The organism is Arthrobacter livingstonensis (genome assembly GCF_003219815.1).
In the GTDB taxonomy this organism is placed as follows: domain Bacteria; phylum Actinomycetota; class Actinomycetes; order Actinomycetales; family Micrococcaceae; genus Specibacter; species Specibacter livingstonensis.
In genome coordinates, this window is record NZ_QJVD01000008.1 from 78,681 (window position 1) to 104,084 (window position 25,404).

Consider the following 25,404-nt stretch of genomic DNA (forward strand, 5'->3'; position numbering starts at 1 on the left):
TGCGTTGGCCCCGATAACGGTAACAATGCCGCTCAGATTTTTCTCCGCGGCCAAAGCTGCCATAATGAAGGAGACGTCCGCCACGGTGGACGCCACTGAAAATTAGCAACACCAAGAATTTGCAACACTAAACGCAATATCAACGTGCTCCGGGGTCGGTGTAATTCCGAACCGGCGGTTATAGTCCGCGACCCGCGCGCAGCAGGCTGGAAACAGCAGGCCGCGCACGGTTGATCTGGTGAAATTCCAGTACCGACAGTTAAAGTCTGGATGGGAGAAGCACGAACACTTTTGGCCGCCGGGTCAGGGGTGCCACAGTCCATGGCGCACCTGCAAGGGCGCCAAATCTGTACGTTACCCCCGGAGCCATCGCGGTTCGAAAGGGTAGGTAAGCGTGGACTTTCTGCGATGGCTCTTTGACGCCAAGTACGAATTCGCCGGCGGCGGTTTCCTGCTGTGGCGAGAAGTCATAGGCAATCTTTTTGGGCTCGCCAGCGCCCTCGGCGGCATGCGCCGTAAAATCTGGGCATGGCCGGTCGGCATTGTCGGCAACGCGCTCCTGTTCACGGTCTTCATGGGCTCCGTCTTCGACTCGCCCGTTTACGCAAACCTGCTGGGCCAGGCCGGACGCCAAATCATGTTCATCGCCGTCTCGGTGTACGGTTGGCAGCGCTGGCGCCAATCACGGATCCTGAAGTCCGACGGCGGAGGCTCCCCGGGCGCGGCTGTCGCGCCCCGCTGGGCCGGGGTCCGGACGCGGTGGCTGCTGGTTGCCGCCATGGTGGCCGGTACCGCGCTCCTCACTCCTGCCTTCCGGGCACTGGGTTCCTACGAACCCGTCTGGGCGGACGCGTGGATCTTCATGGGTTCCCTGCTGGCAACTTATGGCATGGCCAAGGGGTGGGTGGAGTTCTGGCTCATCTGGGTGGCCGTGGACATCGTGGGCGTGCCGCTGCTCTTCAGCGCCGGTTACTACGCCTCCGCCTTCATGTATATCTTCTACGGGGCGTTCACCCTGGCCGGCTTCTTCGTCTGGTGGCGGGTGGGGCGCACTGCCGCTGCCGCTGCCGCTGCCGCGACTGTGTCCGTCGACGCGGCGTTTCCCGACATCAGCGTACGCACCACCGTCCCCGGCGCCGTGACGGACACCAGCAGAAATGAGGCCAGGCAATGAGTCCCACCACGGACCGCAATCTTGAATTCGATGCCTTCAGCGATGCCGTCATCGTCGCCATGGAGACCGCCCTGGCCGCGGCGCGGCAGGGCGTGCGCGGCGCCAACCCGTTGGTGGGGGCCGTCATCATCGACGCCGACGGCACGGTCCTGGCGATCGGCCGGCATCTCGGTGCCGGCACGCCCCACGCCGAGGCCGACGCCATCAACTCGCTGCGCGGCACCCGCCGGGACCTGTCGGCGGCCACCATGGTGGTCACGCTCGAACCGTGCGACCACCAGGGCCGCACCGCGCCCTGCTCGCAGGCCATCATCGACGCGGGAATCGGCAACGTGGTCTACGCCGTCGACGACCCCCATGCCCAGGCAGCCGGAGGGGCGGACAGGCTCCGCCTCGAAGGCATCAACGTCCGCTCCGGGCTCATGGACACGGAGGCGCTGGACATGAACAGGCAGTGGTTTGCGGCCGTGAAGGCCGGGCGGCCGTTTGTCACGGCCCGGCTGGCCCAAACCGTGGACAGCCGCATCGCCGCCGCCGACGGCACCAGCCAGTGGATCACTTCCCCCGAATCCCGGCAGGACTCGCACACGCTGCGCGGCCGGGTGGACGCGATTGTGGTCGGCACCGGCACAGTCATGGCGGACAATCCCCGGCTGACGGCCCGCGGCCCCGATGGCAGCGAATCCGCGCACCAGCCGCTGCGCGTCGTCATGGGGCTTCGGGAGGTCGCGGCGGATGCCGCCGTGCGCCACCGCCAGGACCCCGGGTTCCTGCAGCTGCACACGCACGATCCCGCCGTCGTCGTGCGCGAACTGCACAGCCGCGGCGTGGGGCACCTCATGATCGAGGGCGGCTCCAAAATCAGTGCCGCCTTCCTCGCAGCAGGGCTGGTGGACGAGCTGATCGTTTACCTGGCTCCCACGCTCCTTGGCTCGGGCATTCCGGCGCTGAACGACCTCGGCATCGGCACCCTCGCCCAGGCCCAGCAATGGGAATGGGACGCCACCACCACCGGGCCCGTGGAACGGCTGGGTCCGGACCTCAAGCTCACCCTCATGCCGGCAAAGGCGCCGGCCACGACCAACGCAGAAGGACACTAGAGATGTTTACCGGAATTATTGAAGGCCGCGGCACCGTGGTCCGGCTGGACACACACGCGGATTCGGACAGTGCGACGCTGGTGCTGGACACTTCATCGGCGGGCGGGACCGCCGTCGGCCTCGGGCTGGGCGGCTCCATCGCCGTGAACGGCGTGTGCCTGACCGCCGTGCGGATCGACGGCGCCACCGTGGAGGTGGACGTCATGGGCGAGACACTGCAGCGGACCACCACCGGCACACTTGCCGGCGGCGGCACGGTCAACCTGGAGCGCTGCGTCCCTGCCGGGGGGCGCCTGGACGGGCATGTGGTCCAGGGGCACGTCGACGGCGTGGGCGCGCTCCTGGAACGGGAAAACCAGGGTAATTGGGACCGGCTGCGTTTCTCCGTGCCCTTCCCGCTGTCCCGCTACATCGCCGAAAAAGGTTCCATTGCCGTAGACGGCGTGTCCCTCACCGTCACGGCGGTGAGCGCGGCGCAGGAAGCGCAGCAGTGGTTTGAAGTGGGGCTGATCCCCGTCACGCTCGCCAACACCGGGCTCGGCGAAAAACCCGTGGGCGGGCAGGTGAACCTGGAAGTGGACGTGCTGGCCAAATACGCCGAACGCCTGCTGCAGTTTGCCGTCCCGGTCCCCGCTGCCACCAGCGCCAACGCCACCGCCGGGGAGACTCAGCCATGAGCGCCCTGACCAACCCGGACACGCTTCTGGACCCCGTGGAGGCCGCCATCACGGCCATCGCCGCCGGCCAGGCCGTGCTAGTGGTGGACGACGAAAACCGTGAAAACGAAGGCGACATCATCTTCGCCGCCCAGCACAGCACCCCGGCGCTGATGGGCTGGACCATCCGGCACAGCTCCGGCGTCATCTGCGTCCCCATGGACGATGCCCGCGCCAACGCCCTGGAGCTGCCGCCCATGGTGGTGCACAACCAGGACGCCAAGGGCACCGCCTACACGGTCAGCTGCGACGCGGCACAGGGAGTCTCCACGGGCATCAGCGCCACGGACCGGTCGCTGACCGCCACCATCCTCGCCGATCCCGCGTCGCGGTCCGACGCCGTTACCCGGCCCGGCCACATGTTCCCCCTGCGCGCCGTGCCCGGGGGTGTGCGGCAGCGGCCCGGCCACACGGAAGCCTCCGTGGAACTGTGCAGGCTGGCCGGCTGCGAGCCGGTTGCGATCATCGCCGAAGTGGTGGACGACGTCGGCCAAATGGTCAGGCTCGCCGGTCTGCGTGAGTTCGCCGATGCCAACGCTCTGGTGTTGATCTCCATCGCCGACCTCGTGGCCCACCTCAACGCCACCGGCCGCGCCGGCCGTCCCGCCACGGGCCCCGGCGACGTTGCGGCAGCCGCGGGAGCCGGCCATGAGTGAGGCCGCGGCAGCTCGCCCTGCCAGCGTTCCAGACTCAATTGTTACGGGTGGGCCCATCGTGAAATTGCCCACACCATTTGGTGTGTTCCAGGCGCAGGCATGGGTTGATTCCGCCACCGGAGCCGAACACCTGAGCCTGAGCGCAGCCGGCGGTCTCGAAGGCCGGGCAGGGGCAGCCCCGCTGGTCCGCCTGCATTCGGAGTGCCTGACCGGCGACGTATTTGGCTCGTTCCGCTGCGACTGCGGCGAGCAGCTGGATTACGCGCTGGAAATGATCCACCGCCAGGGCGGCTCGCTGGTCTACCTTCGCGGCCACGAAGGCCGCGGGATCGGGCTGGTCAACAAGATGCGCGCCTACAGCCTGCAGGAGGGCGGGGCCGACACCGTGGAAGCCAATGAACAGCTGGGCCTGCCCGTGGACAGCCGGGACTACGCCGCCGCCGCCGGCATCCTCCACTCGCTGGGGCTTGCCAGCATCCGGCTGTTGAGTAACAATCCGCTGAAATCGGCCGACCTCTCCCGGCACGGCATCACTGTCACACAGATCGTGCCCACACAGGTGCCGGCCCGCGCCGAAAATCTCCGCTATCTGGAAACCAAGCGCGACCGGATGCACCACACCCTTGACGTCACCACCCCCACAGCAACACACCACACCCCATTGGAAGGACCCACCACATGAGCGGCCACGGAGCACCCAGCATCGGATTTGCCGGCGCGCAAAAGTCACAGGCAGCCAAGCTGAAGGTGGCGATCATCGCCGCCAGCTGGCACACCGAAATCATGGAGGGCCTGCTGGCCGGGGCATTGCGGGGCGCCGCCGACGCCGGCATCGAGAACCCCACCGTCATCCGTGTCCCCGGCAGCTTTGAACTGCCCGTGGCCGCGGCGCGGCTGGCACCGGACTACGACGCCGTCGTCGCCCTCGGCGTCGTGATCCGCGGTGGCACCCCACACTTCGACTACGTGTGCCAGGCCGCGACCATGGGCCTGACCGACGTCAGCGTGCGCACCGGCAAGCCCGTCGGATTCGGCGTGCTCACCTGCGACACCGAACAGCAGGGCCTGGATCGCGCCGGGCTTCCCGGCTCCATCGAGGACAAAGGTCATGAAGCCACGACGGCGGCCCTGGCAACCGCCGTGACCCTCGCCAACGTCGGCGTCTAGCGACCGCCAGCCGACGCGCCCGCGAGGTAGGGGCTGGTCCCCACGTCCTCCCAACGCTCGCAATCCCCTGACGCTCCCACTGCTCGCAAGCTCGCAGGGGGGCCCTCGCGTCAGTGGCCCCCGGACGCGTGGGCCCACCGGAAGGTGTCATTATCTCGAACCAGCAGATTCGTGGTGGCGGCCGTGGACGGGACCTTGATGATTTCGGCAGGCCCAACCACCAAGCACCGGGTAAACGCCACCCATTCAGCGTGTTGACAATTTCACATGCCGGACAATGCCCGCCATGAAATCCTTGAACCCGGCCCCAACCCAGTACGCTGGAGACCGTGAAGACCTTCGAATCCCTATATGAAGAGCTGAGTGAGAAAGCCGCAGCCCGGCCCACCGGCTCCCGCACCGTCGCCGAATTGGAATCCGGCATTCACGGCATCGGCAAGAAAGTGGTGGAGGAGGCCGCCGAGGTGTGGATGGCCGCCGAATATGAGTCGGATGAGGCCTGCGCCGAGGAGATTTCCCAGCTGTTCTACCACCTTCAGGTCATGATGATCGCCAAAGGTTTGACCCTTCAGGACGTTTACAAGCATCTCTAGCCACCTGCCGTGGCTGCTTATCCCTGAACCGGCACCATCACCTGGTGCACTCCTTTGCTGAACCGACCTGAAAGAGAATCCCATGCTTAGAGTTGCCGTCCCGAACAAGGGTGCCCTGTCCGAAGCCGCCTCCGCCATGCTGGCCGAAGCGGGCTACCGCCAGCGGCGCGACAGCCGCGAACTGGTCATGGTGGACCCCGAAAACAATGTTGAATTCTTCTTCCTGCGCCCCCGCGACATTGCGGTGTACGTTGGTGCCGGCACGCTCGACGTCGGCATCACCGGCCGGGACCTGCTGATGGACGCACAGGTGGACGCCGACGAGCTGCTGCCGCTGGGCTTCGCCGTCTCCACGTTCCGCTTTGCCGGTCCCGTGGGCCACTTCAGCACCGCCGCAGAGCTCGAAGGCAAGCGCCTGGCCACCAGCTACGACGGACTGCTGCGCGAATACCTCGCCGAACTGGGCATCAAGGCCAAGGTGGTCCGGCTTGACGGCGCCGTGGAATCCTCCGTGCGCCTCGGCGTGGCGGACGCCATTGCCGACGTCGTCGAGACCGGCAGCACACTCAAGGCCGCCGGCATGGAAATTTTCGGCGAACCGATCCTGAATTCCGAGGCCCTGCTCATCGGCCGCCGCGGCGTGACCCCGCCTCCCGGCGTAGAGGTGTTGATCCGCCGCCTGCACAGCGTCCTGGTGGCCCGCCAGTATGTCCTGCTCGACTACGACGTGCCAAAGACGCTGATGGAAAAGGCCACCGCGCTGACCCCCGGACTGGAATCGCCCACGGTGTCCCCGCTGCGCGACTCTGACTGGGTAGCCGTCCGTTCCATGGTCTCCGCCAAGGACACCAACCGGATCATGGACGAGCTGTACGAGCTGGGCGCCCGCGCCATCCTGGTCAGCAGCATCCACGCCTGCCGCATCTAGAAGGGTGTTGTCATGAGTGTTGCCATCCGAGTCATTCCCTGCCTGGACGTCGATGCCGGCCGCGTGGTCAAGGGCGTCAAGTTCCAAAACCTGCGCGACGCCGGCGACCCGGTGGAACTGGCCCAGCGCTACGACCGTGCCGGCGCCGACGAACTCACCTTCCTGGACGTCACCGCGTCTTCCGGCAACCGGGAGACCACCTTTGACGTCGTGTCCCGCACGGCCGAGCAGGTGTTCATCCCGCTGACCGTGGGCGGTGGGGTCCGTGAGGTCGCCGACGTCGACAAGCTGCTGCGCTGCGGCGCTGACAAGGCGTCCATCAACACCGCCGCCATCGCCCGCCCCGACGTCATCGATGAGATCACGCGGCGCTTTGGCTCGCAGGTCCTGGTGCTCAGCGTTGACGCGCGGCGTACCCGGGAGGGGCACACGCCGTCGGGCTTTGAGGTCACCACCCACGGCGGGCGCAAGGGCACGGGCATCGACGCAGTTGAGTGGGCCCGTGAAGCCGCCGACCGAGGCGTGGGGGAGATCCTGCTCAATTCGATCGACGCCGACGGAACCAAGGAAGGGTTCGATCTTGAGCTCATCCGCCTGGTCCGCGCCGCCGTGCACGTGCCGATCATCGCATCCGGCGGGGCCGGTGCGCCCGAACACTTCCCTCCGGCCGTGGCGGCGGGCGCTAACGCTGTTCTGGCGGCGTCAATCTTCCACTTCGGCCCGGACAACGCGATTGCTGACGTCAAGAAGGCCATCCGCGACGCCGGCTACGAAGTCCGCTAGCCCCGCCACCATGGACGCTCCCTCACCGTCAGCCACACCAGCCGGCGATTGCTGAGGGAGCGTTTTGATTTGGCACCCGAAAGTGGGGGAGCGCCGGTGGGGCTACAGACCTACGGGCGCCGTGCGCAGCAGTGCGACGGCGTCGGCCTGGCCCTCAAAGGAGACCAAGGCCTGGCCGGTGCGGCCGTTGGCATGCATGAGGAGCTCGCCGGGTTCGCCAATAATGGCCACTGAGACCGGTGCGCGCTTGGCCACGTGGCGCAGCCCTGCCGGGTTGACCAGCACAATGCCCAGGTCGACGCTGCGGTAAAGAATGGCGGCACGCTTGACCAATTCGGCCCACAGTGCACGGGAGTATCCGGGGTCCAGGGCGCGGGGCGCCCAGCGGTCGGTGGCGCGGCGGACGTCCTCGGTATGGATAAAAAATTCAACGAGGTTTGCGCTGTGGTCGACCGCGCGCAGGGCGAACGGGGAAAGCCTCGGCGGGCCGCTGCGGAATTTCTCCACGAGCTCGGCGAAGGGCTCCGGAGTCGAAGCCGCTGCGGCCAGCCTGGCTGTTGCCTTCTCCGAAACCTTATTCCACGGCTTGACGACCAGGCCCAGCCCCACCTTCGGGCTGTGCTCGCGCAGATAGAGGTGTGCAGCCAGTTCCTGGGTCCGCCATCCGGCACACAGTGTAGGCGCTCCGGGACCGGCGGCCAGCAGGGTCTCAGCGAGGACTTCACGGGATGGTTCAACAAATTGCATCACTTGTGAAATTAGCATGTATTGGCCACCAGTGGCACCAGGAACCGCCGTAAGGATGCGCCATGTTCACCAATGTGCCGCACGGAAGCCGTGGGCGGGGCGTCGGGAAACTTTTCTGGCACTAGAATTGACGGTGATGCCGCACATCCCAGAACCCCAGCCCGTGTCCGTCCCACCTGCCGGCAGCCGCTCCGCGGCGCCGGCCGGACAGGGCGCCGCAGCCCTGCCGGAAGAGGTCGCGGCGCTGTTGAAGCGTGATGCCGCCGGACTGGTGGCCGCCGTCGTCCAGCAGTTCGACAGCGGCGAGGTGCTGATGCTTGGCTGGATGGACGACGAAGCCTTGCGGCGGACCCTGACCACCGGCCGGGTGACGTTCTGGTCGCGGTCCCGCCGTGAGTATTGGCGCAAGGGTGACACCTCCGGACATGTCCAGTTCGTCAAGTCCGTGGCCGTCGACTGCGACGGTGACGCCCTGCTGGTCACGGTCGACCAGGTTGGCGCCGCCTGCCACACGGGCACCCGGACCTGCTTCGAGGGCCGCGGGCTGGCAGCAGTGGTCGGCCACCGCGGCGCATAGGGCCACAGACCTCCACCCGCCCGCTTGATTACGAAAGTGCGTTCAAACATGGAAGATCTTGGCGTCATCAGCCCCACGCTCGACGAGTTCCGTGAGCTCGCCCGCACCCGCCGGGTGGTCCCCGTCCGCCTGAAGGTGCTGGTGGATGCGCAAACGCCGATCGGCCTTTACCGCACTTTGGCTGCCGGGGCGCCCGGAACGTTCCTGATGGAGTCGGCAGCCGCCGGCGGCGTCTGGTCCCGCTACTCCTTCATCGGCGTGAAGTCGGGCGCCACGCTCACCACCAACGACGGCGAGGCCCACTGGCAGGGCGAGCCCCCCGTGGGCGTACCCCTGGGCGGGAATCCCGTGGCTGCCATGGAGGCGACGTTGAAGCTGCTGGCGACCGAACGTTTTGCGGACCTGCCGCCGTTCACCTCCGGTTTGGTCGGCTTTGTGGGCTGGGAATCGGTGCGGCACTGGGAAAAGCTGCCCTCTCCGCCGGAGGACGACCTGCTCCTGCCCGAGCTGGCCTTGAACCTTATCTCCGACATGGCCGTCCATGACAACGCCGAGGGCACGGTGCTGTTGATTGCCAATGCCATCAATGTCAATGGCACGAACGACAATGTGGACAGGGCCTGGCAAGACGCCGTGACACGGGTCCGCGGCATGGTGGAGCAGCTGCGCACGCCGGTGGCTCAGCCCATGTCCGTCATGGACGTACCGGAGGCCTCCTTTGCGGACAGTGTCCGGGAACGCTGGAACCGCAATGAATATCTGAACGCCATTGACCGCGGCAAGGAAGCGATTGTCGACGGCGAAGTGTTCCAGGTGGTTGTCTCCCGGCGCTTTGAAATGGAATGCCGGGCCTCCGCCCTGGACGTGTACCGGGTGCTGCGCAACACGAATCCCAGCCCGTACATGTACCTGTACAGCTTTGAGGACGCCCACGGGAAGCCGTATTCGATCGTCGGTTCCTCTCCCGAGGCGCTGGTGAGCGTAATGGGTGACGAGGTCATCACGCACCCCATTGCCGGATCGCGGCCGCGTGGCAGGACAGTCGAGGAGGACAAGTTCCTGGCCCGGGACCTGCTGGCCGATGCCAAGGAACGCTCCGAGCACCTGATGCTTGTGGACCTCTCCCGCAACGACCTCTCCAAGGTGTGCGAGCCCGGCACGGTGGACGTGACGCAGTTCATGGAGGTGGAGCGCTTCAGCCACATCATGCACCTTGTCTCGACCGTGGTCGGCAGGCTGAGTCCGGACAGGAACGCCTACGACGTCCTGGCCGCCACCTTCCCTGCCGGCACCCTTTCGGGCGCCCCCAAACCCCGGGCGCTGCGGCTCCTGGACGAACTTGAACCGCACCGCCGCGGCATCTATGGCGGCGTGGTGGGCTACCTTGACTTTGCCGGAGACATGGACATGGCCATCACGATTCGCTCCGCCCTGCTGCTGGACGGCAAGGCCTATGTCCAGGCCGGCGGCGGCATTGTGGCGGACTCCGTTAACGAAACCGAAGCCCAGGAAACCGTCAACAAGGCCGCAGCGCCGTTGCGTGCCGTCCATGCGGCCGCGTCCCTTCGGGCGCTGGGGGAGGTCGCAGGGGAGGTCACAGGGGACGTCACCGCGGAGGTCGCCGTGGAGGTCGCAGGGGACGTCACAGCGGACGTCTCCGCGGACGTCGCGGCGGCACCCCCAGAAGAACCCGCTGCGGAACCCGCCGCCGATCTCACCGGGAGCCCGTCATGAGTGCAAAGCCCACCGTCCCCGCGTGGAAGCGCAAGTCAACGCTGATCCTGGTGGCCGTCCTCGCGGCGCTGGCAGTCTTTGGCACTACCACGCAAACCTGGATTCACGTGTCCTTCGCACAGGGACAGGTGCAGCAGGCCAATCTCAACATCCCCGGCAGCAAGGCGGCCATCGCCGTCTCCGCCCTTGCCCTCGTGGCGCTGGCCGGGGCACTGGCCACGAGCATCGCCGGCCGGGTCTCGCGGATCATCACCAGCGCCATCGTCCTGTTGGGCGCGGTGGGGATCATCGCCGTCGTGCTGGGGCTGCTGGCGGATCCCTCCGCGGCCGCCATGGCCGAGGTGGGCAAGGCCACCGGCGTCGTGGGCGTGGCCAGCAACGCGACCACCACGTGGTTCCCGGTGGCCGCCGTGGCAGCGTCCGCCGTGCTCGCCGCCGCTGCCGCCCTCATCCTGTGGGCGGGCCGGGGCTGGAACGTGCGCACCAAGTACGACGCCGCCCCCTCCTCCGCGTCGCAGGCCGCCGCCAGCGGGCCGATCGACGAGATTGACAGCTGGGACCAGCTCAGCCGCGGCGACGATCCCACGGCCTAGAACGGGCAGAAGTCGCCTGCGCGGCGGGGTTTCGGCTTCCGCAGGCATCTAATGGCAGAATGTATTGCAGTATCCGCATCAAAGGGAGATTTACCATGAGCAACAAGTCGGCCACCTCGTCCGCAACCGTCAGTGTGCCAGAACCTATTGACCACAGCGTCGAGCTCGGCCACGGCAACAGCCCGGCTGCATGGACGTGCGTCACGGTCATGCTGGTCGGCACCATCGTCGGATGCGTCGCGTTCCTCATTGGCGAAAGCGCCACCCTCCTGTTCTGGATCGGTGTGGGCATCATTGCCGTGGGATTGATCGTCGGCATCGCCATGAAGTCCGCCGGATACGGCGTGGGCGGAAACAAGCTGAAGAACACCGGCCACTGACAGTGAGTGTTTTGCAGGACATCATTGCGGGCGTCAGGGAAGACCTTGACGCCCGCAGGCAGGCTGTGGGCCTCGAGGAACTGAAGGTGCGCGCCGCTGCAGCGGCCCCGGCACTGGACGCCTACGCCGCCCTGGGCGGGACTTCGGCGCTCCGAGCCGATCTTCGCGTCATCGCCGAGGTCAAGCGCCGCAGCCCGTCCAAGGGCGACCTGGCCGGCATTGCCGATCCGGCAGCGCTGGCACGCCAGTATGCCGATGGCGGGGCCTCCGTGATCAGCGTCCTGACCGAGGAACGCCGTTTCAGCGGTTCCCTGGCTGATCTGGACGCCGTGCGCGCAGCCGTTGACATCCCCGTGCTGCGCAAGGACTTCACCTGCGATCCCTACATGATTTGGGAGGCCCGGGCCCACGGCGCCGATCTGGTCCTGCTCATTGTGGCGGCGCTGGGCGACGATGAACTGCGCGAATACCTGGCGCTTACGCACGAACTGGGCATGAACGCTGTCGTGGAAACCCACACCGCCGGGGAACTTGCCCGGGCCGTTGCCGTGGACGCAAAAATCATCGGCATCAACGTGCGCAACCTTAAAACCCTTGACGTGGACCGGGGCACCTTCGCCGCCCTGGCCGGGAACATTCCCGCCGGGTCCGTGGTGATTGCCGAGTCGGGGGTCCGCGATGCACAGGACGTCCGGCACTACGCCGGGCACGGCGCCAACGCCATCCTGGTGGGCGAGGCCCTTGTCAGGGACGCCGCGCCGCTGGAACGGATCGCCGAATTCAAGGAAGCCGGCGCAGAGGCGATCAAGGGCCGGATCCCCAGCCCGCGATAGGACGCCGCTTCCACCGGCGCTGCATGGCCGTGACCGGCTTCGACCACGACTTATTCGAACCAATCAACTACGGACAGGACGGTGGAACTGATGGCCCATGAGCCCACAGCTTCGACATCTGGACCTGCTGGCATGGACGATCCCGCAGCGGCGTTCCTGGCCGGCGGGCGCGGACCCGCGGAAGGCTCCCCGGAGCACTCCCTGCGCCACGCGCCGGGGCCATACTTCGGCAGCTACGGCGGACGCTGGATGCCCGAGTCCCTCATCGCCGCCCTGGAAGAGCTTGAAGAGACCTTTGAAAAGGCCAAGATCGATCCGGAGTTCCTGGCAGAAGTGGCCGAGCTGAACAAGAACTACTCGGGGCGGCCGTCGCTGTTGACGGAGGCCAAGCGCTTCAGCGAGCACGCAGGGGGCGCCCGGGTCTTCCTCAAGCGGGAGGACCTGAACCACACCGGTTCGCACAAGATCAACAACGTGCTGGGCCAGGCACTGCTGGCCAAGCGCATGGGCAAGACGCGCATCATCGCCGAAACCGGTGCAGGCCAGCACGGCGTGGCCAGTGCCACCGCCGCGGCGCTGCTGGGCCTGGAGTGCGTGGTCTACATGGGGGCCGAGGACTGCCGCCGGCAGGCCCTGAACGTGGCGCGCATGCAGTTGCTCGGTGCCACGGTGGTGCCCGTGACGAACGGTTCCCAGACCCTCAAGGACGCCATCAACGACGCCCTGCGCGACTGGGTGGCGAATGTCGAGACCACCCATTACGTGCTCGGGACGGTCTCCGGTGCCCACCCGTTCCCCGCTATGGTGCGCTTCTTCCACGAGGTCATTGGCGAGGAGGCCCGCGGGCAGATCCTAGACCAGGTCGGACGCCTCCCGGACGCACTGTGTGCCTGCATCGGCGGCGGATCCAATGCCATTGGGCTGTTCCACAGCTTCCTGGACGACCCGTCCGTGAAGATCTACGGCTTTGAGGCCGGCGGCGACGGCGTCAACACCGGCCGGCATGCCGCCACCATCACACTGGGCCGCCCCGGCGTGCTGCACGGCGCCCGCTCCTATTTGATGCAGGACGAGGACGGCCAGACCATCGAGTCCCACTCCATCTCGGCCGGCCTGGACTATCCGGGCGTCGGGCCCGAGCACGCCTACCTGGCGGACATCGGCAGGGTCACCTACGAGCCCATCACCGACGTCGAGGCCATGGACGCCTTCAAGCTGCTGAGCCAGACCGAGGGAATCATCCCGGCCATCGAGTCCGCCCACGCACTGGCCGGCGCCATCAAGGTGGGCCAGCGGCTCACGGCTGAGGCCGCTGCGCTCAAGGGGGCAACGCCGTCGGACACGGTCATTATTGTCAACCTCTCCGGCCGCGGCGACAAGGACGTGGAAACGGCCGCGGAGTGGTTCGGCATGCTGGATGAGGACGGCCATGTCAGGGGCACCACCTTGTCCACGCGGCACGCCAAGGGCGCCGCACGGTCCGCGGGCGCCGACGAGAACGCAGAGGATGCCACCCATGAGTGAAACAACCACGCCGGCCGCCGTCGGCGCCCCGGCCATTGCGAGCAAGTCTGCCGCCGCCATCGACCGCGCCAAGGCAGCGGGACGCAAGGCCCTCATCGCCTACCTGCCTGCGGGCTTCCCCGACAGGCAGACGGCCATTGACGCAGCCATTGCCGTGGCCCGCAACGGCGCCGACATCATTGAAATCGGCATCCCGTACTCGGACCCGGTCATGGACGGCCCCGTCATCCAGGCAGCCACCACGCAGGCCCTGGCCAACGGCTTCCGCGTTGCCGACGTGTTCGACATTGTCGCCGCCGTCACCGCGGAAACCGACGCTGCCGTGCTGGTCATGACCTATTGGAACCCAGTGCTCCGCATGGGCGTCGACGAATTTTCCCGCCGTCTGGCCGAGGCCGGGGGAGCGGGGCTCATCACCCCAGACCTCATCCCGGACGAGGCCGCCGAATGGTTTGCCGCCTCGGACAAGTACGGGCTGGACCGCGTGTTCCTCGTCGCGCCGTCATCCACGCCGGAGCGCGTGGCCATGACGGTGCAGGCCACCCGCGGGTTTGTCTACGCCGTCTCCATCATGGGCGTCACGGGTGCGCGCAGCTCCGTCTCCAGCGCCGCCGAGGCCGTGGTGGCCGCAGCGCACGCCGCAGGCGCCGAACGTGCCTGCGTCGGCCTGGGCGTATCCAGGCCGGAGCACGTGCGTGAAATCGCCGCCTATGCCGACGGCGTCATTGTGGGCACCGCGCTGGTCGCGGCACTGCGCGACGGCGGTGTGCCCGCCGTGGGCGCGCTGGCCAAGGAACTCAGCGGCGGCTTCGAACCGGCTGCCGCCACACCCTCCAGCACGGGAGCATAAACGCCAGTGATTTCCACCGCCGTTACCCAGTCCCTGGCCTCCACGGCCGCCGCCTCCATTCCGGCGCCGGCCTGGTCGGGCTTCGATCTTGGCCCGCTACGCATCCACGCCTATGCACTGTGCATTTTGCTGGGCATCGTGGCGGCGATCTGGCTGACAAGCCGCCGGTGGAACCGCCGCGGCGGCCCGGAGGGCTCCATCTGGGACATCGCCATCTGGGCCATTCCGTTCGGCATCATCGGCGGCCGGCTCTACCATGTGTTTTCCTCCCCGGATGCGTACTTCGGCCCGGGCTACAACGGCACCGGCAACCTCTGGCTGATTCCGCAGATATGGCTGGGCGGCCTGGGCATCTGGGGCGCCGTGGTACTCGGCGTCATCGGCGCCTGGATCGGCTGCCGGCGGGCCGGAGTGAAGATTTCCGCTTTCATCGATGCCGCCGCACCGGGCATCCTGCTGGCCCAGGGCATTGGCCGCTGGGGGAACTACTTCAACCAGGAACTGTTCGGCGGTCCCACCACGCTGCCGTGGGGCCTGCACGTGGATCCGCAGTTTGTGCCGGACGGCTTCAGCCCGGACACGCTTTTCCACCCCACCTTCCTGTACGAGTGCGTGTGGGACGTGCTCGGCGTGGTGGCGCTGCTCCTCATCGACAGGCACTTCCGGATGCGCCGCGGCCGCCTGTTCCTGATGTACGCCATGATCTACACCGCCGGCCGGGTATGGATTGAATTGCTGCGCATCGACGCGGCCGAGCACATCACGTTCTTCGGCATCACCACCCGCCTGAACGTGTGGACCAGCATCTTCGTTTTCGCGGCAGCCCTGGTGGTGTTCCTGGTTCTGACGTTTGTGCGGCGCCAGACTGTCTCAGATTCCGTGTTCCTGCCCGGCCGCGGACCCTCCACGGAGGTCCAGCCGTCCTCGGCGGGCACCACTGCCCAGGATACGGACGACGCCGTTCCTTCCGCCACGCCGGCGGGCGGCGGTGACGCCGTGGGATCGCCCGGGTCTGATCCCGTCCGCAGTGTGCGTACTTCCAACGGGAATGCCGCCCAGGACTCTGCTGCCGGTGAATCCAGCGCCAGGGACACGGCTACCAGGGACGCTGCCGGGGACACGGGAGCCAGGCACGCCGTGCCCAAGCCTGCCGAGGCCGGTTCCCCGGCGGCCAGGAACGGCAGGAACGGCCTGGAAAGTGACGCGGTTGCGGATCCCAGCAAGGAAACAGCGGCACCTGACGAGACCGGCAAGTCCGGCTCCTAACAACGTGCGCCGCTAACGCGGATGCAGCTAAGAACATGGCGGCCCTGGATCACCAGGGCCGCCATTTCCATGCCCTGCGGCGCTGAGGGCCCCGGGCCTGAGTTTGCTGGTTGACGAGCTGGTTCGCACCGGTCGTGCAGCTCCTGTGGCTTGGCTGGACCGGTGGTGCAGTTCCTGTGGCTTGACTTGCGCCAAGGTCGCGGGTTCTGCACCATCGGTGCCTGCGTCGGCTTGGGCCGTGCTTGTCCGCCTGCGGCAACGGTCCGCCCGCACGCCATCCCCGCGACTGGTGCCAACCCACGGGGGCGGCGTATCTTCTGCGGCATCCCGCGAGTTGGCCACGGCTTTAGAGAGGGTCTCAGCGAAAAGGGATCCCGTGGCCGGTGGGTCGCCTCCTCGGTCCAGGCGCATGTTACCGAAATTACTACTGATCATGCATATGTGTTCATGATGCAAGATGGATGTATTCACCACCATTTGTTTCCCTATATAGTGAAAATCGCCGCGCACACCGGGTCGGAATACTGCCGGGCCCATTTGTGCAATTGCACCATGGAACAACCTTCCGGATGTGCTGACACAGTGTTCGGCCGCGAAACACCACGGTTACAAACTAGATCTGCTTCCCGGGGAATCCGCCCCGGTCGCCAAGGGCCATCGTCGTCCCCACTCACCGCTCGACCAGGGGAAGGACTTCACCGTCATGACTCGCACTTCACAGCAGCCCGCCGAGCGGGTGCTTTCGCCCTTCACGCGCTTCGCCGCCCTGCCGGAACAGTCCGGGCTGTACCGCCCTGAGACAGAAAAGGATGCCTGCGGGTTGGCCATCGTGGCCACCCTGCGCGGCACCCCCGGCCACGACATCGTCCAGAACGCCCTGACGGCACTGCGCAACCTTGAGCACCGCGGCGCCGTCGGCGCCGACGAGGGAACCGGCGACGGCGCCGGGATCCTGGTGCAGGTCCCTGACGAATTCTTCCGGGCCGTCACGGGCCTTGAGCTGCCGCCGGCGGGGGACTACGCCGTCGGAACCGCATTCCTGCCCACTGAACCCAAGGAACAGGCAGCCACCCGTGCAGGCATTGAGGCGCTGGCCGAGCGTGAGGGCCTGGACGTGCTCGGCTGGCGCGAGGTGCCCGTTGTCGCCGACCTGGTGGGCCCGAGCGCGCGGGCCTGCATGCCGCACTTCAGCCAGTTGTTCGTTGCACAGCGTGACGCCGCTGCGGAAACGGAGCCGGGGGCCGCGAAGAGCGAGGCCAGCCTCCTCGATGCCAAGGCGTTCCGGCTGCGCAAGCGTGCCCAGCACAAGTTCGGCGTGTACTTCCCGTCGCTGTCCTCCAAGACCATCGTCTACAAGGGCATGCTGACCACGGCCCAGGTGGAGCCGTTCTACCCGGACCTTTCCGATGAACGCTTCAAGACACTGCTGGCCGTGGTGCACTCGCGCTTCTCCACCAACACCTTCCCGTCGTGGCCGCTGGCCCAGCCGTTCAGGACCATCGCCCACAACGGCGAAATCAACACGGTCAAGGGGAACCGGAACTGGATGCGCGCCCGGCAGTCCACGCTGTCCCACCCGCTGCTGGGCGACGCCCCGGAGGAACTGTTCCCGATCTGCACCCCCGGCGCCTCCGACTCCGCCTCCTTTGACGAGGTGGCCGAACTGCTGTGGCTCTCCGGACGTCCCATTACCGAGGCCGTCATGATGATGATCCCGGAAGCCTGGGAAAACCACGCGACGATGGACCCGGACCGCAAGGCGTTCTATGAATACCACTCCCTCATGATGGAGCCGTGGGACGGGCCGGCGGCGGTCTCGTTCACCGATGGCACCCAGGTGGGCGCCACGCTGGACCGCAACGGGCTGCGCCCCTGCCGGTACTGGGTGACCGACGACGGACTGGTCGTCTTCGCCTCCGAGGTGGGCGTGCTGGACATCGCCCCGGAAAGGATCGTGGAAAAGGGGCGCGTTGCGCCCGGAAAGATGTTCGTGGTGGACACCGAAAACGGCCGCCTCATCCGCGACGAGGAGATCAAGAACCAGCTCGCCGCGGCGAACCCCTGGGCCGCATGGGTGAAGGAAAACACCATCCGCCTGGCCGAGCTGCCGGAGCGCGAGCACGTGGTGCACACCGCTGCCTCAATCGTCCACCGCCAGCGTACCTTCGGCTACACCACCGAGGAGCTGAAGATCCTGCTCGGCCCCATGGCCCAGACCGGCGGCGAGCCGCTGGGCGCCATGGGCACCGACACTCCCGTGGCCGTGCTGTCCAAGCGCCCGCGCCTGCTCTTTGACTACTTTGTGCAGTCCTTCGCCCAGGTCACCAACCCGCCGCTGGACTCCATCCGCGAGGAGCTTGTCACCTCCCTGAACACGGCGATCGGCCCGCAGGGCAATCTGCTCTCCCGCGCCAAGGTCAGGATGCCGCAGCTGGCGCTGACCTTTCCCGTGATCAACAACGACGAGCTGGCAAAGATCGCCAACCTGGAAAGCCCCGCCAACGCGGACGGCACCGGCGGGGAGCGCATCGCCATGAAGGTGCGCGGGCTGTACAAGTTCGACGGCGGCGAGGCTGCCCTGCGCGCCCGACTCACCGAGATCTGTGAGCAGGTGTCCGGCGCCATCAACCGGGGCGTGCAGTACGTGGTCCTCTCCGACCGCGACTCCTCGGCAGCCTGGGCGCCCATCCCGTCGCTGCTGCTCCTCAGTGCCGTCCACCACCACCTGCTGCGCAGTTCCAACCGCACCAAGGTCTCCTTGGTGGTGGAGGCCGGCGACGTTCGCGAGGTCCACCATGTGGCCGTGCTGATCGGCTACGGAGCGGCGGCCGTCAACCCGTACCTGGCCATGGAATCCGTCGAGGAGCTGGTCCGCAACGGCGACATCGCGGGGGTCAGCGCAGGCCAGGCCGTTTACAACCTGATCAAGGGCCTGGGCAAGGGCGTCCTGAAGATCATGTCCAAGATGGGCATTTCCACCGTGGCGTCCTACTGCGGCGCGCAGACCTTTGAGGCGCTGGGGCTTTCGCAGGAACTGGTCAACGAATACTTCACCGGCACGGTCTCCCAGCTCGGCGGCGTCGGCCTGGACGTCATCGCCGCCGAGGTCGGTGCCCGGCACACGCAGGCGTATCCGGTCGACGGCGTCGATGTTCCGCACCAGCCGCTGGCCGGCGGCGGCGAGTACCAGTGGCGCCGCGACGGCGAGCCGCACCTGTTCAACCCGGACACCGTGTTCCGCCTGCAGCACGCCACGCGGGAACGCCGCTACGACATCTTCAAGAAATACACGCAGGGCATCGACGACCAGGCCAGCAACCTCATGACGTTCCGGGGGCTGCTGAAGTTCAAGGACGGCGTGCGCCCGCCGGTTCCGCTGGAGGAAGTGGAGCCGGTCAGCAGCATCGTGAAACGGTTCTCCACCGGAGCCATGAGCTACGGTTCCATCTCCCAGGAGGCGCACGAGACCTTGGCCATCGCCATGAACCGCCTTGGCGCCAAGTCCAACACCGGCGAGGGTGGCGAAGATGTGGACCGCCTGCTGGACCCGGAACGCCGCTCCGCCATCAAGCAGGTGGCCTCCGGCCGCTTCGGCGTCACCAGCCTCTACCTGACCAACGCGACAGACATCCAGATCAAAATGGCCCAGGGCGCCAAGCCCGGCGAGGGCGGCCAGCTCATGGCCAAAAAGGTGTACCCGTGGATTGCCGAGACGCGGCACTCCACACCCGGCGTCGGGCTCATCTCCCCGCCCCCGCACCACGACATCTACTCGATCGAGGACCTGGCGCAGCTGATCTACGACCTCAAGCGCGCCAACCCGGAAGCCCGTGTCCATGTGAAGCTGGTCTCCGAGATGGGGATTGGCACGGTGGCCTCCGGCGTGACCAAGGCCAAGGCCGACGTCGTGCTGGTGTCCGGGCACGACGGCGGCACTGGCGCCAGCCCGCTGAACTCGCTCAAGCATGCCGGCATGCCGTGGGAGCTTGGACTGGCGGAGACGCAGCAGACGCTGCGTCTGAACGGGCTGCGCGACCGCGTGGTGGTGCAGGTGGACGGGCAGCTGAAAACCGGGCGCGACGTGGTGGTGGCCGCGCTGCTGGGAGCCGAGGAATACGGTTTCGCCACGGCACCGCTGGTGGTGTCCGGCTGCGTCATGATGCGCGTGTGCCACTTGGACACCTGCCCGGTGGGCGTCGCCACGCAAAACCCGGAGCTGCGCCGGCGATTTAGCGGCAAGCCCGAATTTGTGGTGAACTTCTTTGAATTCCTGGCGCAGGAGGTCCGCGAGATTCTGGCGGAACTTGGCTTCCGGACGCTGGAGGAGGCCATCGGCCAGGGCGGCGTGCTGGACACCCTGGACGCCGTGAACCACTGGAAGACCGCGGGCCTGGATCTTTCGCCCATCATTTCCGACGCCGGCGTTCCCGCAGCGGTGCCGGTGCGCAGCCTGACCACGCAGAACCATGAGCTGGAGAAGCACTTTGACCAGCAACTGGTGGCCATGAGCGCCGAGGCCCTGGCGGACCGGGCGCCCGTGCGCATCAGCGTCCCGGTGGTCAACACGGACCGCTCCGTGGGCACGATGCTGGGCTGGCACGTTACGAAGACGTTTGGCATCGACGTGCTGGGGCCGGACACCATCGACGTCACGCTGACAGGCCAGGCGGGGCAGTCGCTGGGCGCGTTCCTGCCGGCCGGCATCACGCTGAGGCTGTACGGCGACGCCAACGACTACGTGGGCAAGGGGCTCTCCGGCGGGCGCATCACGGTCCAGCCCGACCGCGCCAACCCGTTCACGGCGGAAGAGAACGTGATTGCCGGCAATGTGATCGGCTACGGCGCCACGAGCGGGGAGATGTTCCTGCGCGGCCAGGTGGGCGAACGCTTCCTGGTCCGCAACTCCGGCGCCATTGCAGTGGTGGAGGGAATTGGCGACCACGGCTGCGAGTACATGACCGGTGGGCAGGCACTGATCATTGGGCCCACCGGGCGCAACTTTGGCGCCGGGATGTCCGGCGGCACCGCCTATGTCCTGGACCTTCAGGCCAGCAACGTCAACAAGGCGGCGCTGGACTCGGGGGAACTGCAGCTCCTGGCGCCCGACGCCGGCGACGCGGACATTGTGCACGCACTCCTGGTGAAGCACCGGAACGAGACGGGTTCGGTGGTGGCAGCCGCACTGCTGGCCGACTTCCCCGCGACGCTGGCCCGCCTGACGAAGGCACTGCCGCGGGACTACGCAGCAGTTTTGGAAACCCGCCTGGCAGCAGCCGGGCTTGGGGAGGACCCCGACGGCGACACCGTCTGGCAGAAAATTTTGGAGGTTACCGGTGGCTGATCCCCGCGGTTTTTTGAAGAATCGGGAACGCATCACGCAAACGCGCAGGCCCGTCCCGGTCCGCATCATGGACTGGAAGGAAGTGTACGAGTCCCAGGAAAAGGGCGTGCTGCGGGCGCAGGCCGGCCGCTGCATGGACTGCGGTGTGCCGTTCTGCCACCAGGGCTGTCCGCTGGGCAACCTCATCCCGGAGTGGAACGACCTCACGTGGCGGGACAAGGGCCAGGAGGCCATTGAGCGGCTGCACTCCACCAACAACTTCCCGGAATTCACCGGCCGGCTCTGCCCGGCACCGTGTGAGACCGCGTGCGTGCTGGGCATCAACCAGCCGGCCGTCACCATCAAGCAGGTGGAGGTCTCCATCATTGACGAGGCGTTCGCCCAGGACTGGGTCCACCCGCTGCCGCCGGCGCGGCTCACGGGCAAGACCGTCGCCGTCGTAGGTTCCGGCCCCGCCGGCATGGCCGTGGCGCAGCAGCTCACGCGCACGGGGCACACTGTCGCGGTGTACGAACGTGACGACAGGATTGGCGGGCTGCTGCGGTACGGCATTCCGGACTTCAAGCTGGAGAAGGACACGCTGGACCGCCGGCTGGAGCAAATGGCGGCCGAAGGCACCCGCTTCCGCACCGGCGTCGAGGTGGGCAAAGACATTGGGTGGGAGGAATTGCGCAGGCGCTACGACGCCGTCGTGGTGTGCACGGGTGCCACGGTGCCGCGGGACCTGCCCATTCCGGGCCGTGCGCTTAAAGGCGTGCACTTTGCCATGGACTACCTGGTGCAGTCCAACAAGGTGGTGGCCGGCGACGTGGTTGGTCAGCAGATCGATGCCCACGGCAAGCACGTGGTGATCCTCGGCGGCGGCGACACCGGGGCGGACTGCCTGGGTACGGCACACCGGCAGCAGGCGGCGTCGGTGACCACGCTGGCCATTGGCAGGCAGCCGCCGCCGGAGCGCACCTCCGCCCAACCGTGGCCGACGTTCCCGAACCTGTTTGAGGTGGCCAGCGCGCATGAGGAAGGCGGGGAGCGCACGTTCCTGGCCTCCAGTGTGGAATTCCTCGGTGAAAATGGCGTGCTGACCGGGCTGAAGATTGCCGAGACCGAGTATGTGGACGGGCGGCGCGTGCCCAGGGAAGGCACCGAGCGGACCATTCCGGCGGATCTGGTCCTGCTCTCGCTGGGCTTCACCGGCCCGGAGACGGCGGAATTGACGCACCAGCTGCCCGTTGAGTTGGACGCCCGCTCCAACGTGGGCCGGGACGGCTATTACATGACGAGCCGGACGGGTGTGTTCGCGGCCGGCGACGCCGGGCGCGGTCAGTCGCTGATTGTGTGGGCCATTGCCGAAGGGCGGGCCTGTGCCGCGGCGGTTGACAAGTTCCTGATGGGGGAGACTTTCCTTCCCGCCCCAGTCTCACCCAGTGATTCGGCTATCGGTGTTTAGCGGCTAACCACTAGGCTGGAACCAGGGACCAAAGATTTCCACTGACAAACCACACCAATAGGCAGGTAAATTGAGACGCGCAAAAATTGTGGCCACATTCGGGCCGGCCATCGCCAGTTATGAGAACACCCTGGCCGTGCTCGATGCCGGCGTCAATGTAGCCCGCATGAACATGAGCCATGGCGACTACACCGTGCACCAGAGCACGTACGAAAACGTGCGCAAGGCCGCCGCGGAACTGCACAAGACGGTGGCCATCATGGCCGATCTGCAGGGGCCCAAGATCCGTCTGGGCCGGTTCGCGAACGGCACGGGCTACGACCTGGCGGTGGGCGATGTCTTCACCATCACCACCGAGGACGTCCCCGGCACCAAGGACATCTGCTCCACCACGCTGAAGTCGCTGACCGAAGACGTCCAGGTGGGCGACACCATGCTCATCGACGACGGCAAGGTTTCCGTGCGCGCTACCGCCGTCGACAAAGTCAAGGTGGTCACCGTGGTGACCGTCCCCGGCAAGGTGTCCAACAACAAGGGCATCAACCTGCCCGGTGTCGCAGTCAACGTGCCCGCCCTGAGCGAAAAGGACGAGTCGGACCTGCGCTGGGCGCTGGAGTGCGGCGTTGACATGGTGGCCCTGTCCTTCGTCCGCGACGCTTCGGACATCAAGCGCGTCCACGAGATCATGGACGAGGCCGGGCGCCGCGTTCCGGTGATCGCCAAGATTGAGAAGCCGCAGGCGGTGGACCACCTCGAAGCCATCGTGGATGCCTTTGACGCGATCATGGTGGCCCGTGGCGACCTGGGCGTGGAGCTCCCGCTCGAAGACGTGCCGCTGGTGCAGAAGCGCTGCGTTGAAATGGCACGCCGCTGGGCCAAGCCCGTCATCGTGGCGACGCAGGTGCTGGAATCCATGATTGAAAACCCGCGCCCCACGCGCGCCGAGGCCTCGGACTGCGCCAATGCCGTGCTCGACGGCGCCGATGCAGTCATGCTCTCCGGCGAGACCAGTGTTGGCGCGTTCCCGATCGAGACGGTCAAGACGATGGCGCGCATCATCGAGGCCACCGAAAAGGACGGCCTCAAGCGCATCCCGACGCTCGGCTCCGAGCCGAAGACCCGCGGCGGCGTCATCACGGCGGCGGCCGTGCAGATCGCCGACCAGCTCGACGCGAAGTACATCGCCACGTTCACGCAGTCCGGTGACTCGGCGCGCCGGCTCTCCCGCCTGCGCCCGGCCAAGCAGGTCTTTGCCTTCACCCCGGTGGAGCAGGTCCGCAACCAGCTGGCGCTGACCTGGGGCATTGAGCCCGTCCTGGTGCCCATGGTGGCCCACACCGACGCCATGACCGAACAGGTTGACCGCACGCTGCTGGAGAAGGGCCTGGTTTCCGAAGGCGAATTGGTGGTCATCGCCGCCGGGTCCCCTCCCGGACAGGCCGGTTCCACGAACCTGGTCAAGGTCCACAAGGTGGGCGACCTCGCCGACATCGGCCGGGGCCCGGACGGCCAGCCGTTGAACAAGGAAAAGGTTGGCCCCTGGCCGACCGCTTAACACCCTGTCCCAACTGAGACGCACTTGTTGCTGAATTCGAGCTTGTTTTCAGCAACAAGTGCGTCTTAGTTTTTAACGCAACCATGTTAAAAGCTCGACGCCGGCACCCTGGGTGGGTGCCGGCGTCGAGCTTTAAGCAGTGGAAAAGCCTCTCGAGGCCCTGCTAGTTGACCTGGTTGATGATGGTTTCGGCGACCTCGCGCATGCTCAGGCGGCGGTCCATGGAGGTCTTTTGGATCCAGCGGAACGCTTCCGGCTCGGTCAGGCCCATCTTGGTGGTGAGCAGGCTCTTGGCGCGCTCTACGAGCTTGCGGGTGGCGAACTGCTCCTGGAGGTCGGAAACCTCATTTTCCAGGGCCTTGATTTCCTCGTGGCGGGACAGTGCGATTTCAAGTGCCGGGATGAGGTCGGCGGGGGTGAAGGGCTTGACGACGTAGGCCATGGCGCCGGCGTCGCGGGCACGCTCGACGAGTTCCTTCTGGCTGAACGCTGTCAGCAGGACGACGGGCGCGATGCGGGCCTTGACGATTTGTTCGGCGGCGGTGATGCCGTCCATGACGGGCATCTTGACGTCCATCAGGACCAGGTCGGGCTTGAGTTCCTTGGCAAGCTGCACAGCCTTTTCACCGTTGTCGGCCTCGCCAACCACGTCATAGCCCTCGCCGCGCAGGATCTCCATGATGTCCAGCCGGATCAAGGTCTCATCCTCAGCGACAATGACGCGGCGTGCAGGGGTGGTGGTGGATTCCGATTGTTCGGACACTAAGGGCTCCTTGGAAGCTGTTGGTGCGGGTTCGGACACGTGATTCCGAAGCCGGGGCGCGCGGGTGGCACTGGTTCTACAAAACAGCCTATCTGCATGTAGAGTTGTTTCGCGCACTCGTTCGTCAAGCGATTCACGAACGGGCGCGTGATCTTTGTAACGGAGTCCATTCGGGCCCATTGCATAGGCCCGAGTGGCGGAATGGCAGACGCGCTGCACTCAAAATGCAGTATCGAGAGGTGTGTGGGTTCGAGTCCCACCTCGGGCACCGTATTACCGCAGGTCAGAACGTTTCAAGCGCTTAACTGACGTTGATTTTGTCAACGGATATAAGCAGCGGGCCGGATGAATATCCAGTCCTGACTTTACGGTTGTACAGTGTTAATTCCGTTCTCGTCATGGGGCCGATTTTACGTACACCTGTTCATGGTTCGTCTGAAGCTAGACGACGTGAGTATTTACGCGATCAGCCCGCTGAACTTCGAGACCTCTGGTCTAACTGCTTTGATGATGCCCCTGACAATGTCGCTCTCGTACTGCGTGGCGCGCTGTATCAGCTGTGGAATTCAAGGAAATTCCGGTGCCTGGAAACTTTTAAGTCCGGGGGAGCGGGCAGGTCCCTGCTATGTGATGCGTCGGAGATGTGGGTGGTCGCTCGCGCACCCCATTACAGGTTT

22 protein-coding genes, 1 tRNA gene and 1 riboswitch are annotated in these 25,404 nt (G+C 66.4%); of the genes, 21 read left to right on the plus strand and 2 right to left on the minus strand.

Annotated features, from left to right (window positions below; all coding sequences use genetic code 11):
* Positions 1-141 precede the first annotated feature (141 nt).
* Positions 142-286: riboswitch (FMN riboswitch) on the plus strand.
* Between the two features lie 108 nt (positions 287-394).
* The 9 genes from pnuC to hisF all read left to right on the plus strand — a co-directional run bounded on the left by pnuC (position 395) and on the right by hisF (position 7,117).
* On the plus strand, positions 395-1,174 hold the full coding sequence (gene pnuC, locus CVV68_RS09255) for a nicotinamide riboside transporter PnuC (protein WP_110500723.1): 780 nt from the start codon (positions 395-397) through the stop codon (positions 1,172-1,174).
* Positions 1,171-2,274 (plus strand): bifunctional diaminohydroxyphosphoribosylaminopyrimidine deaminase/5-amino-6-(5-phosphoribosylamino)uracil reductase RibD, encoded by a 1,104-nt coding sequence (gene ribD, locus CVV68_RS09260; protein WP_110500725.1) that lies wholly within the window; start codon positions 1,171-1,173, stop codon positions 2,272-2,274. Before pnuC ends, ribD begins: the two co-directional genes overlap by 4 nt.
* Positions 2,275-2,276: 2 nt before the next feature.
* The gene (locus CVV68_RS09265; protein ID WP_110500727.1) at positions 2,277-2,951 is read left to right on the plus strand and encodes a riboflavin synthase; all 675 of its coding nucleotides are present in this window, start codon (positions 2,277-2,279) and stop codon (positions 2,949-2,951) included.
* Positions 2,948-3,646 carry a 3,4-dihydroxy-2-butanone-4-phosphate synthase gene (ribB, locus tag CVV68_RS09270; RefSeq protein ID WP_110500729.1) on the plus strand — a complete coding sequence of 233 codons (699 nt, stop codon included), beginning with the start codon at positions 2,948-2,950 and terminating at the stop codon, positions 3,644-3,646. Before CVV68_RS09265 ends, ribB begins: the two co-directional genes overlap by 4 nt.
* Entirely contained in the window at positions 3,639-4,328 is a 690-nt protein-coding gene (gene ribA / locus CVV68_RS09275; RefSeq protein WP_110500730.1) for a GTP cyclohydrolase II, read from the plus strand. Before ribB ends, ribA begins: the two co-directional genes overlap by 8 nt.
* Positions 4,325-4,813, plus strand: a complete 489-nt coding sequence (gene ribH / locus CVV68_RS09280) for a 6,7-dimethyl-8-ribityllumazine synthase (RefSeq protein ID WP_110500731.1) — start codon at positions 4,325-4,327, stop codon at positions 4,811-4,813. The genes ribA and ribH overlap by 4 nt, the downstream gene beginning before the upstream one ends.
* Positions 4,814-5,142: 329 nt before the next feature.
* Positions 5,143-5,406, plus strand: a complete 264-nt coding sequence (locus CVV68_RS09285; RefSeq protein WP_110500732.1) for a phosphoribosyl-ATP diphosphatase — start codon at positions 5,143-5,145, stop codon at positions 5,404-5,406.
* Positions 5,407-5,488: 82 nt separating this feature from the next.
* Positions 5,489-6,334, plus strand: a complete 846-nt coding sequence (gene hisG, locus CVV68_RS09290) for an ATP phosphoribosyltransferase (protein WP_110500733.1) — start codon at positions 5,489-5,491, stop codon at positions 6,332-6,334.
* Positions 6,335-6,346: 12 nt separating this feature from the next.
* Complete coding sequence (hisF, locus tag CVV68_RS09295) at positions 6,347-7,117, plus strand: imidazole glycerol phosphate synthase subunit HisF (RefSeq protein WP_110500734.1); 771 nt, start codon at positions 6,347-6,349, stop codon at positions 7,115-7,117.
* A gap of 102 nt (positions 7,118-7,219) precedes the next feature.
* Here hisF and CVV68_RS09300 read toward each other — a convergent pair whose 3' ends face one another.
* Positions 7,220-7,864 (minus strand): TIGR03085 family metal-binding protein, encoded by a 645-nt coding sequence (locus tag CVV68_RS09300; protein ID WP_110500735.1) that lies wholly within the window; start codon positions 7,862-7,864, stop codon positions 7,220-7,222.
* A 136-nt stretch (positions 7,865-8,000) separates the two neighbouring features.
* Here CVV68_RS09300 and hisI point away from each other — a divergent pair, with 136 nt between their 5' ends.
* From hisI to pyk, 11 genes are all read left to right on the plus strand, one after another.
* Positions 8,001-8,441, plus strand: a complete 441-nt coding sequence (gene hisI, locus CVV68_RS09305) for a phosphoribosyl-AMP cyclohydrolase (RefSeq protein ID WP_110500736.1) — start codon at positions 8,001-8,003, stop codon at positions 8,439-8,441.
* A 48-nt stretch (positions 8,442-8,489) separates the two neighbouring features.
* Positions 8,490-10,175 carry an anthranilate synthase component I gene (locus tag CVV68_RS09310; protein ID WP_110500737.1) on the plus strand — a complete coding sequence of 562 codons (1,686 nt, stop codon included), beginning with the start codon at positions 8,490-8,492 and terminating at the stop codon, positions 10,173-10,175.
* The gene (locus tag CVV68_RS09315) at positions 10,172-10,768 is read left to right on the plus strand and encodes a Trp biosynthesis-associated membrane protein (RefSeq protein ID WP_110500738.1); all 597 of its coding nucleotides are present in this window, start codon (positions 10,172-10,174) and stop codon (positions 10,766-10,768) included. Before CVV68_RS09310 ends, CVV68_RS09315 begins: the two co-directional genes overlap by 4 nt.
* Positions 10,769-10,863: 95 nt before the next feature.
* Positions 10,864-11,148 carry an HGxxPAAW family protein gene (locus tag CVV68_RS09320; protein ID WP_110500739.1) on the plus strand — a complete coding sequence of 95 codons (285 nt, stop codon included), beginning with the start codon at positions 10,864-10,866 and terminating at the stop codon, positions 11,146-11,148.
* 2 nt (positions 11,149-11,150) lie between these two features.
* On the plus strand, positions 11,151-11,981 hold the full coding sequence (gene trpC, locus CVV68_RS09325) for an indole-3-glycerol phosphate synthase TrpC (RefSeq protein WP_110500740.1): 831 nt from the start codon (positions 11,151-11,153) through the stop codon (positions 11,979-11,981).
* A gap of 90 nt (positions 11,982-12,071) precedes the next feature.
* On the plus strand, positions 12,072-13,505 hold the full coding sequence (gene trpB, locus CVV68_RS09330; protein WP_211320771.1) for a tryptophan synthase subunit beta: 1,434 nt from the start codon (positions 12,072-12,074) through the stop codon (positions 13,503-13,505).
* Entirely contained in the window at positions 13,498-14,355 is an 858-nt protein-coding gene (gene trpA, locus CVV68_RS09335) for a tryptophan synthase subunit alpha (protein WP_110500742.1), read from the plus strand. Before trpB ends, trpA begins: the two co-directional genes overlap by 8 nt.
* 6 nt (positions 14,356-14,361) lie before the next feature.
* Complete coding sequence (gene lgt, locus CVV68_RS09340; protein ID WP_211320772.1) at positions 14,362-15,621, plus strand: prolipoprotein diacylglyceryl transferase; 1,260 nt, start codon at positions 14,362-14,364, stop codon at positions 15,619-15,621.
* A 703-nt stretch (positions 15,622-16,324) separates the two neighbouring features.
* Positions 16,325-20,962, plus strand: a complete 4,638-nt coding sequence (gene gltB / locus CVV68_RS09345; RefSeq protein ID WP_110500816.1) for a glutamate synthase large subunit — start codon at positions 16,325-16,327, stop codon at positions 20,960-20,962.
* Positions 20,955-22,409: a glutamate synthase subunit beta gene (locus CVV68_RS09350; RefSeq protein WP_110500743.1), complete on the plus strand. Its 1,455-nt coding sequence runs from the start codon at positions 20,955-20,957 to the stop codon at positions 22,407-22,409. The genes gltB and CVV68_RS09350 overlap by 8 nt, the downstream gene beginning before the upstream one ends.
* A gap of 70 nt (positions 22,410-22,479) precedes the next feature.
* The gene (gene pyk / locus CVV68_RS09355; protein ID WP_110500744.1) at positions 22,480-23,964 is read left to right on the plus strand and encodes a pyruvate kinase; all 1,485 of its coding nucleotides are present in this window, start codon (positions 22,480-22,482) and stop codon (positions 23,962-23,964) included.
* Positions 23,965-24,127: 163 nt separating this feature from the next.
* Here the strand turns inward: pyk and CVV68_RS09360 are convergent, their stop codons facing one another.
* Positions 24,128-24,727 (minus strand): ANTAR domain-containing response regulator, encoded by a 600-nt coding sequence (locus CVV68_RS09360; protein ID WP_110500745.1) that lies wholly within the window; start codon positions 24,725-24,727, stop codon positions 24,128-24,130.
* 187 nt (positions 24,728-24,914) lie between these two features.
* Between CVV68_RS09360 and CVV68_RS09365 the strand changes: the two genes are divergently transcribed.
* Positions 24,915-24,995 (plus strand) — tRNA-Leu (locus CVV68_RS09365).
* The last annotated feature ends 409 nt before the right edge of the window (positions 24,996-25,404 follow it).

Coding starts and splice junctions, on each gene's coding strand:
- CVV68_RS09300 (WP_110500735.1), bottom strand. CDS start 7,864: ATGCAATTTGTTGAACCATCCCGTGAAGTCCTCGCTGAGACCCTGCTG.
- CVV68_RS09265 (WP_110500727.1), top strand. CDS start 2,277: ATGTTTACCGGAATTATTGAAGGCCGCGGCACCGTGGTCCGGCTGGAC.
- ribH (WP_110500731.1), top strand. CDS start 4,325: ATGAGCGGCCACGGAGCACCCAGCATCGGATTTGCCGGCGCGCAAAAG.
- ribD (WP_110500725.1), top strand. CDS start 1,171: ATGAGTCCCACCACGGACCGCAATCTTGAATTCGATGCCTTCAGCGAT.
- gltB (WP_110500816.1), top strand. CDS start 16,325: ATGACTCGCACTTCACAGCAGCCCGCCGAGCGGGTGCTTTCGCCCTTC.
- hisG (WP_110500733.1), top strand. CDS start 5,489: ATGCTTAGAGTTGCCGTCCCGAACAAGGGTGCCCTGTCCGAAGCCGCC.
- hisF (WP_110500734.1), top strand. CDS start 6,347: ATGAGTGTTGCCATCCGAGTCATTCCCTGCCTGGACGTCGATGCCGGC.
- ribB (WP_110500729.1), top strand. CDS start 2,948: ATGAGCGCCCTGACCAACCCGGACACGCTTCTGGACCCCGTGGAGGCC.
- CVV68_RS09315 (WP_110500738.1), top strand. CDS start 10,172: ATGAGTGCAAAGCCCACCGTCCCCGCGTGGAAGCGCAAGTCAACGCTG.
- CVV68_RS09310 (WP_110500737.1), top strand. CDS start 8,490: ATGGAAGATCTTGGCGTCATCAGCCCCACGCTCGACGAGTTCCGTGAG.
- ribA (WP_110500730.1), top strand. CDS start 3,639: ATGAGTGAGGCCGCGGCAGCTCGCCCTGCCAGCGTTCCAGACTCAATT.
- hisI (WP_110500736.1), top strand. CDS start 8,001: ATGCCGCACATCCCAGAACCCCAGCCCGTGTCCGTCCCACCTGCCGGC.
- trpA (WP_110500742.1), top strand. CDS start 13,498: ATGAGTGAAACAACCACGCCGGCCGCCGTCGGCGCCCCGGCCATTGCG.
- trpB (WP_211320771.1), top strand. CDS start 12,072: ATGGCCCATGAGCCCACAGCTTCGACATCTGGACCTGCTGGCATGGAC.
- CVV68_RS09320 (WP_110500739.1), top strand. CDS start 10,864: ATGAGCAACAAGTCGGCCACCTCGTCCGCAACCGTCAGTGTGCCAGAA.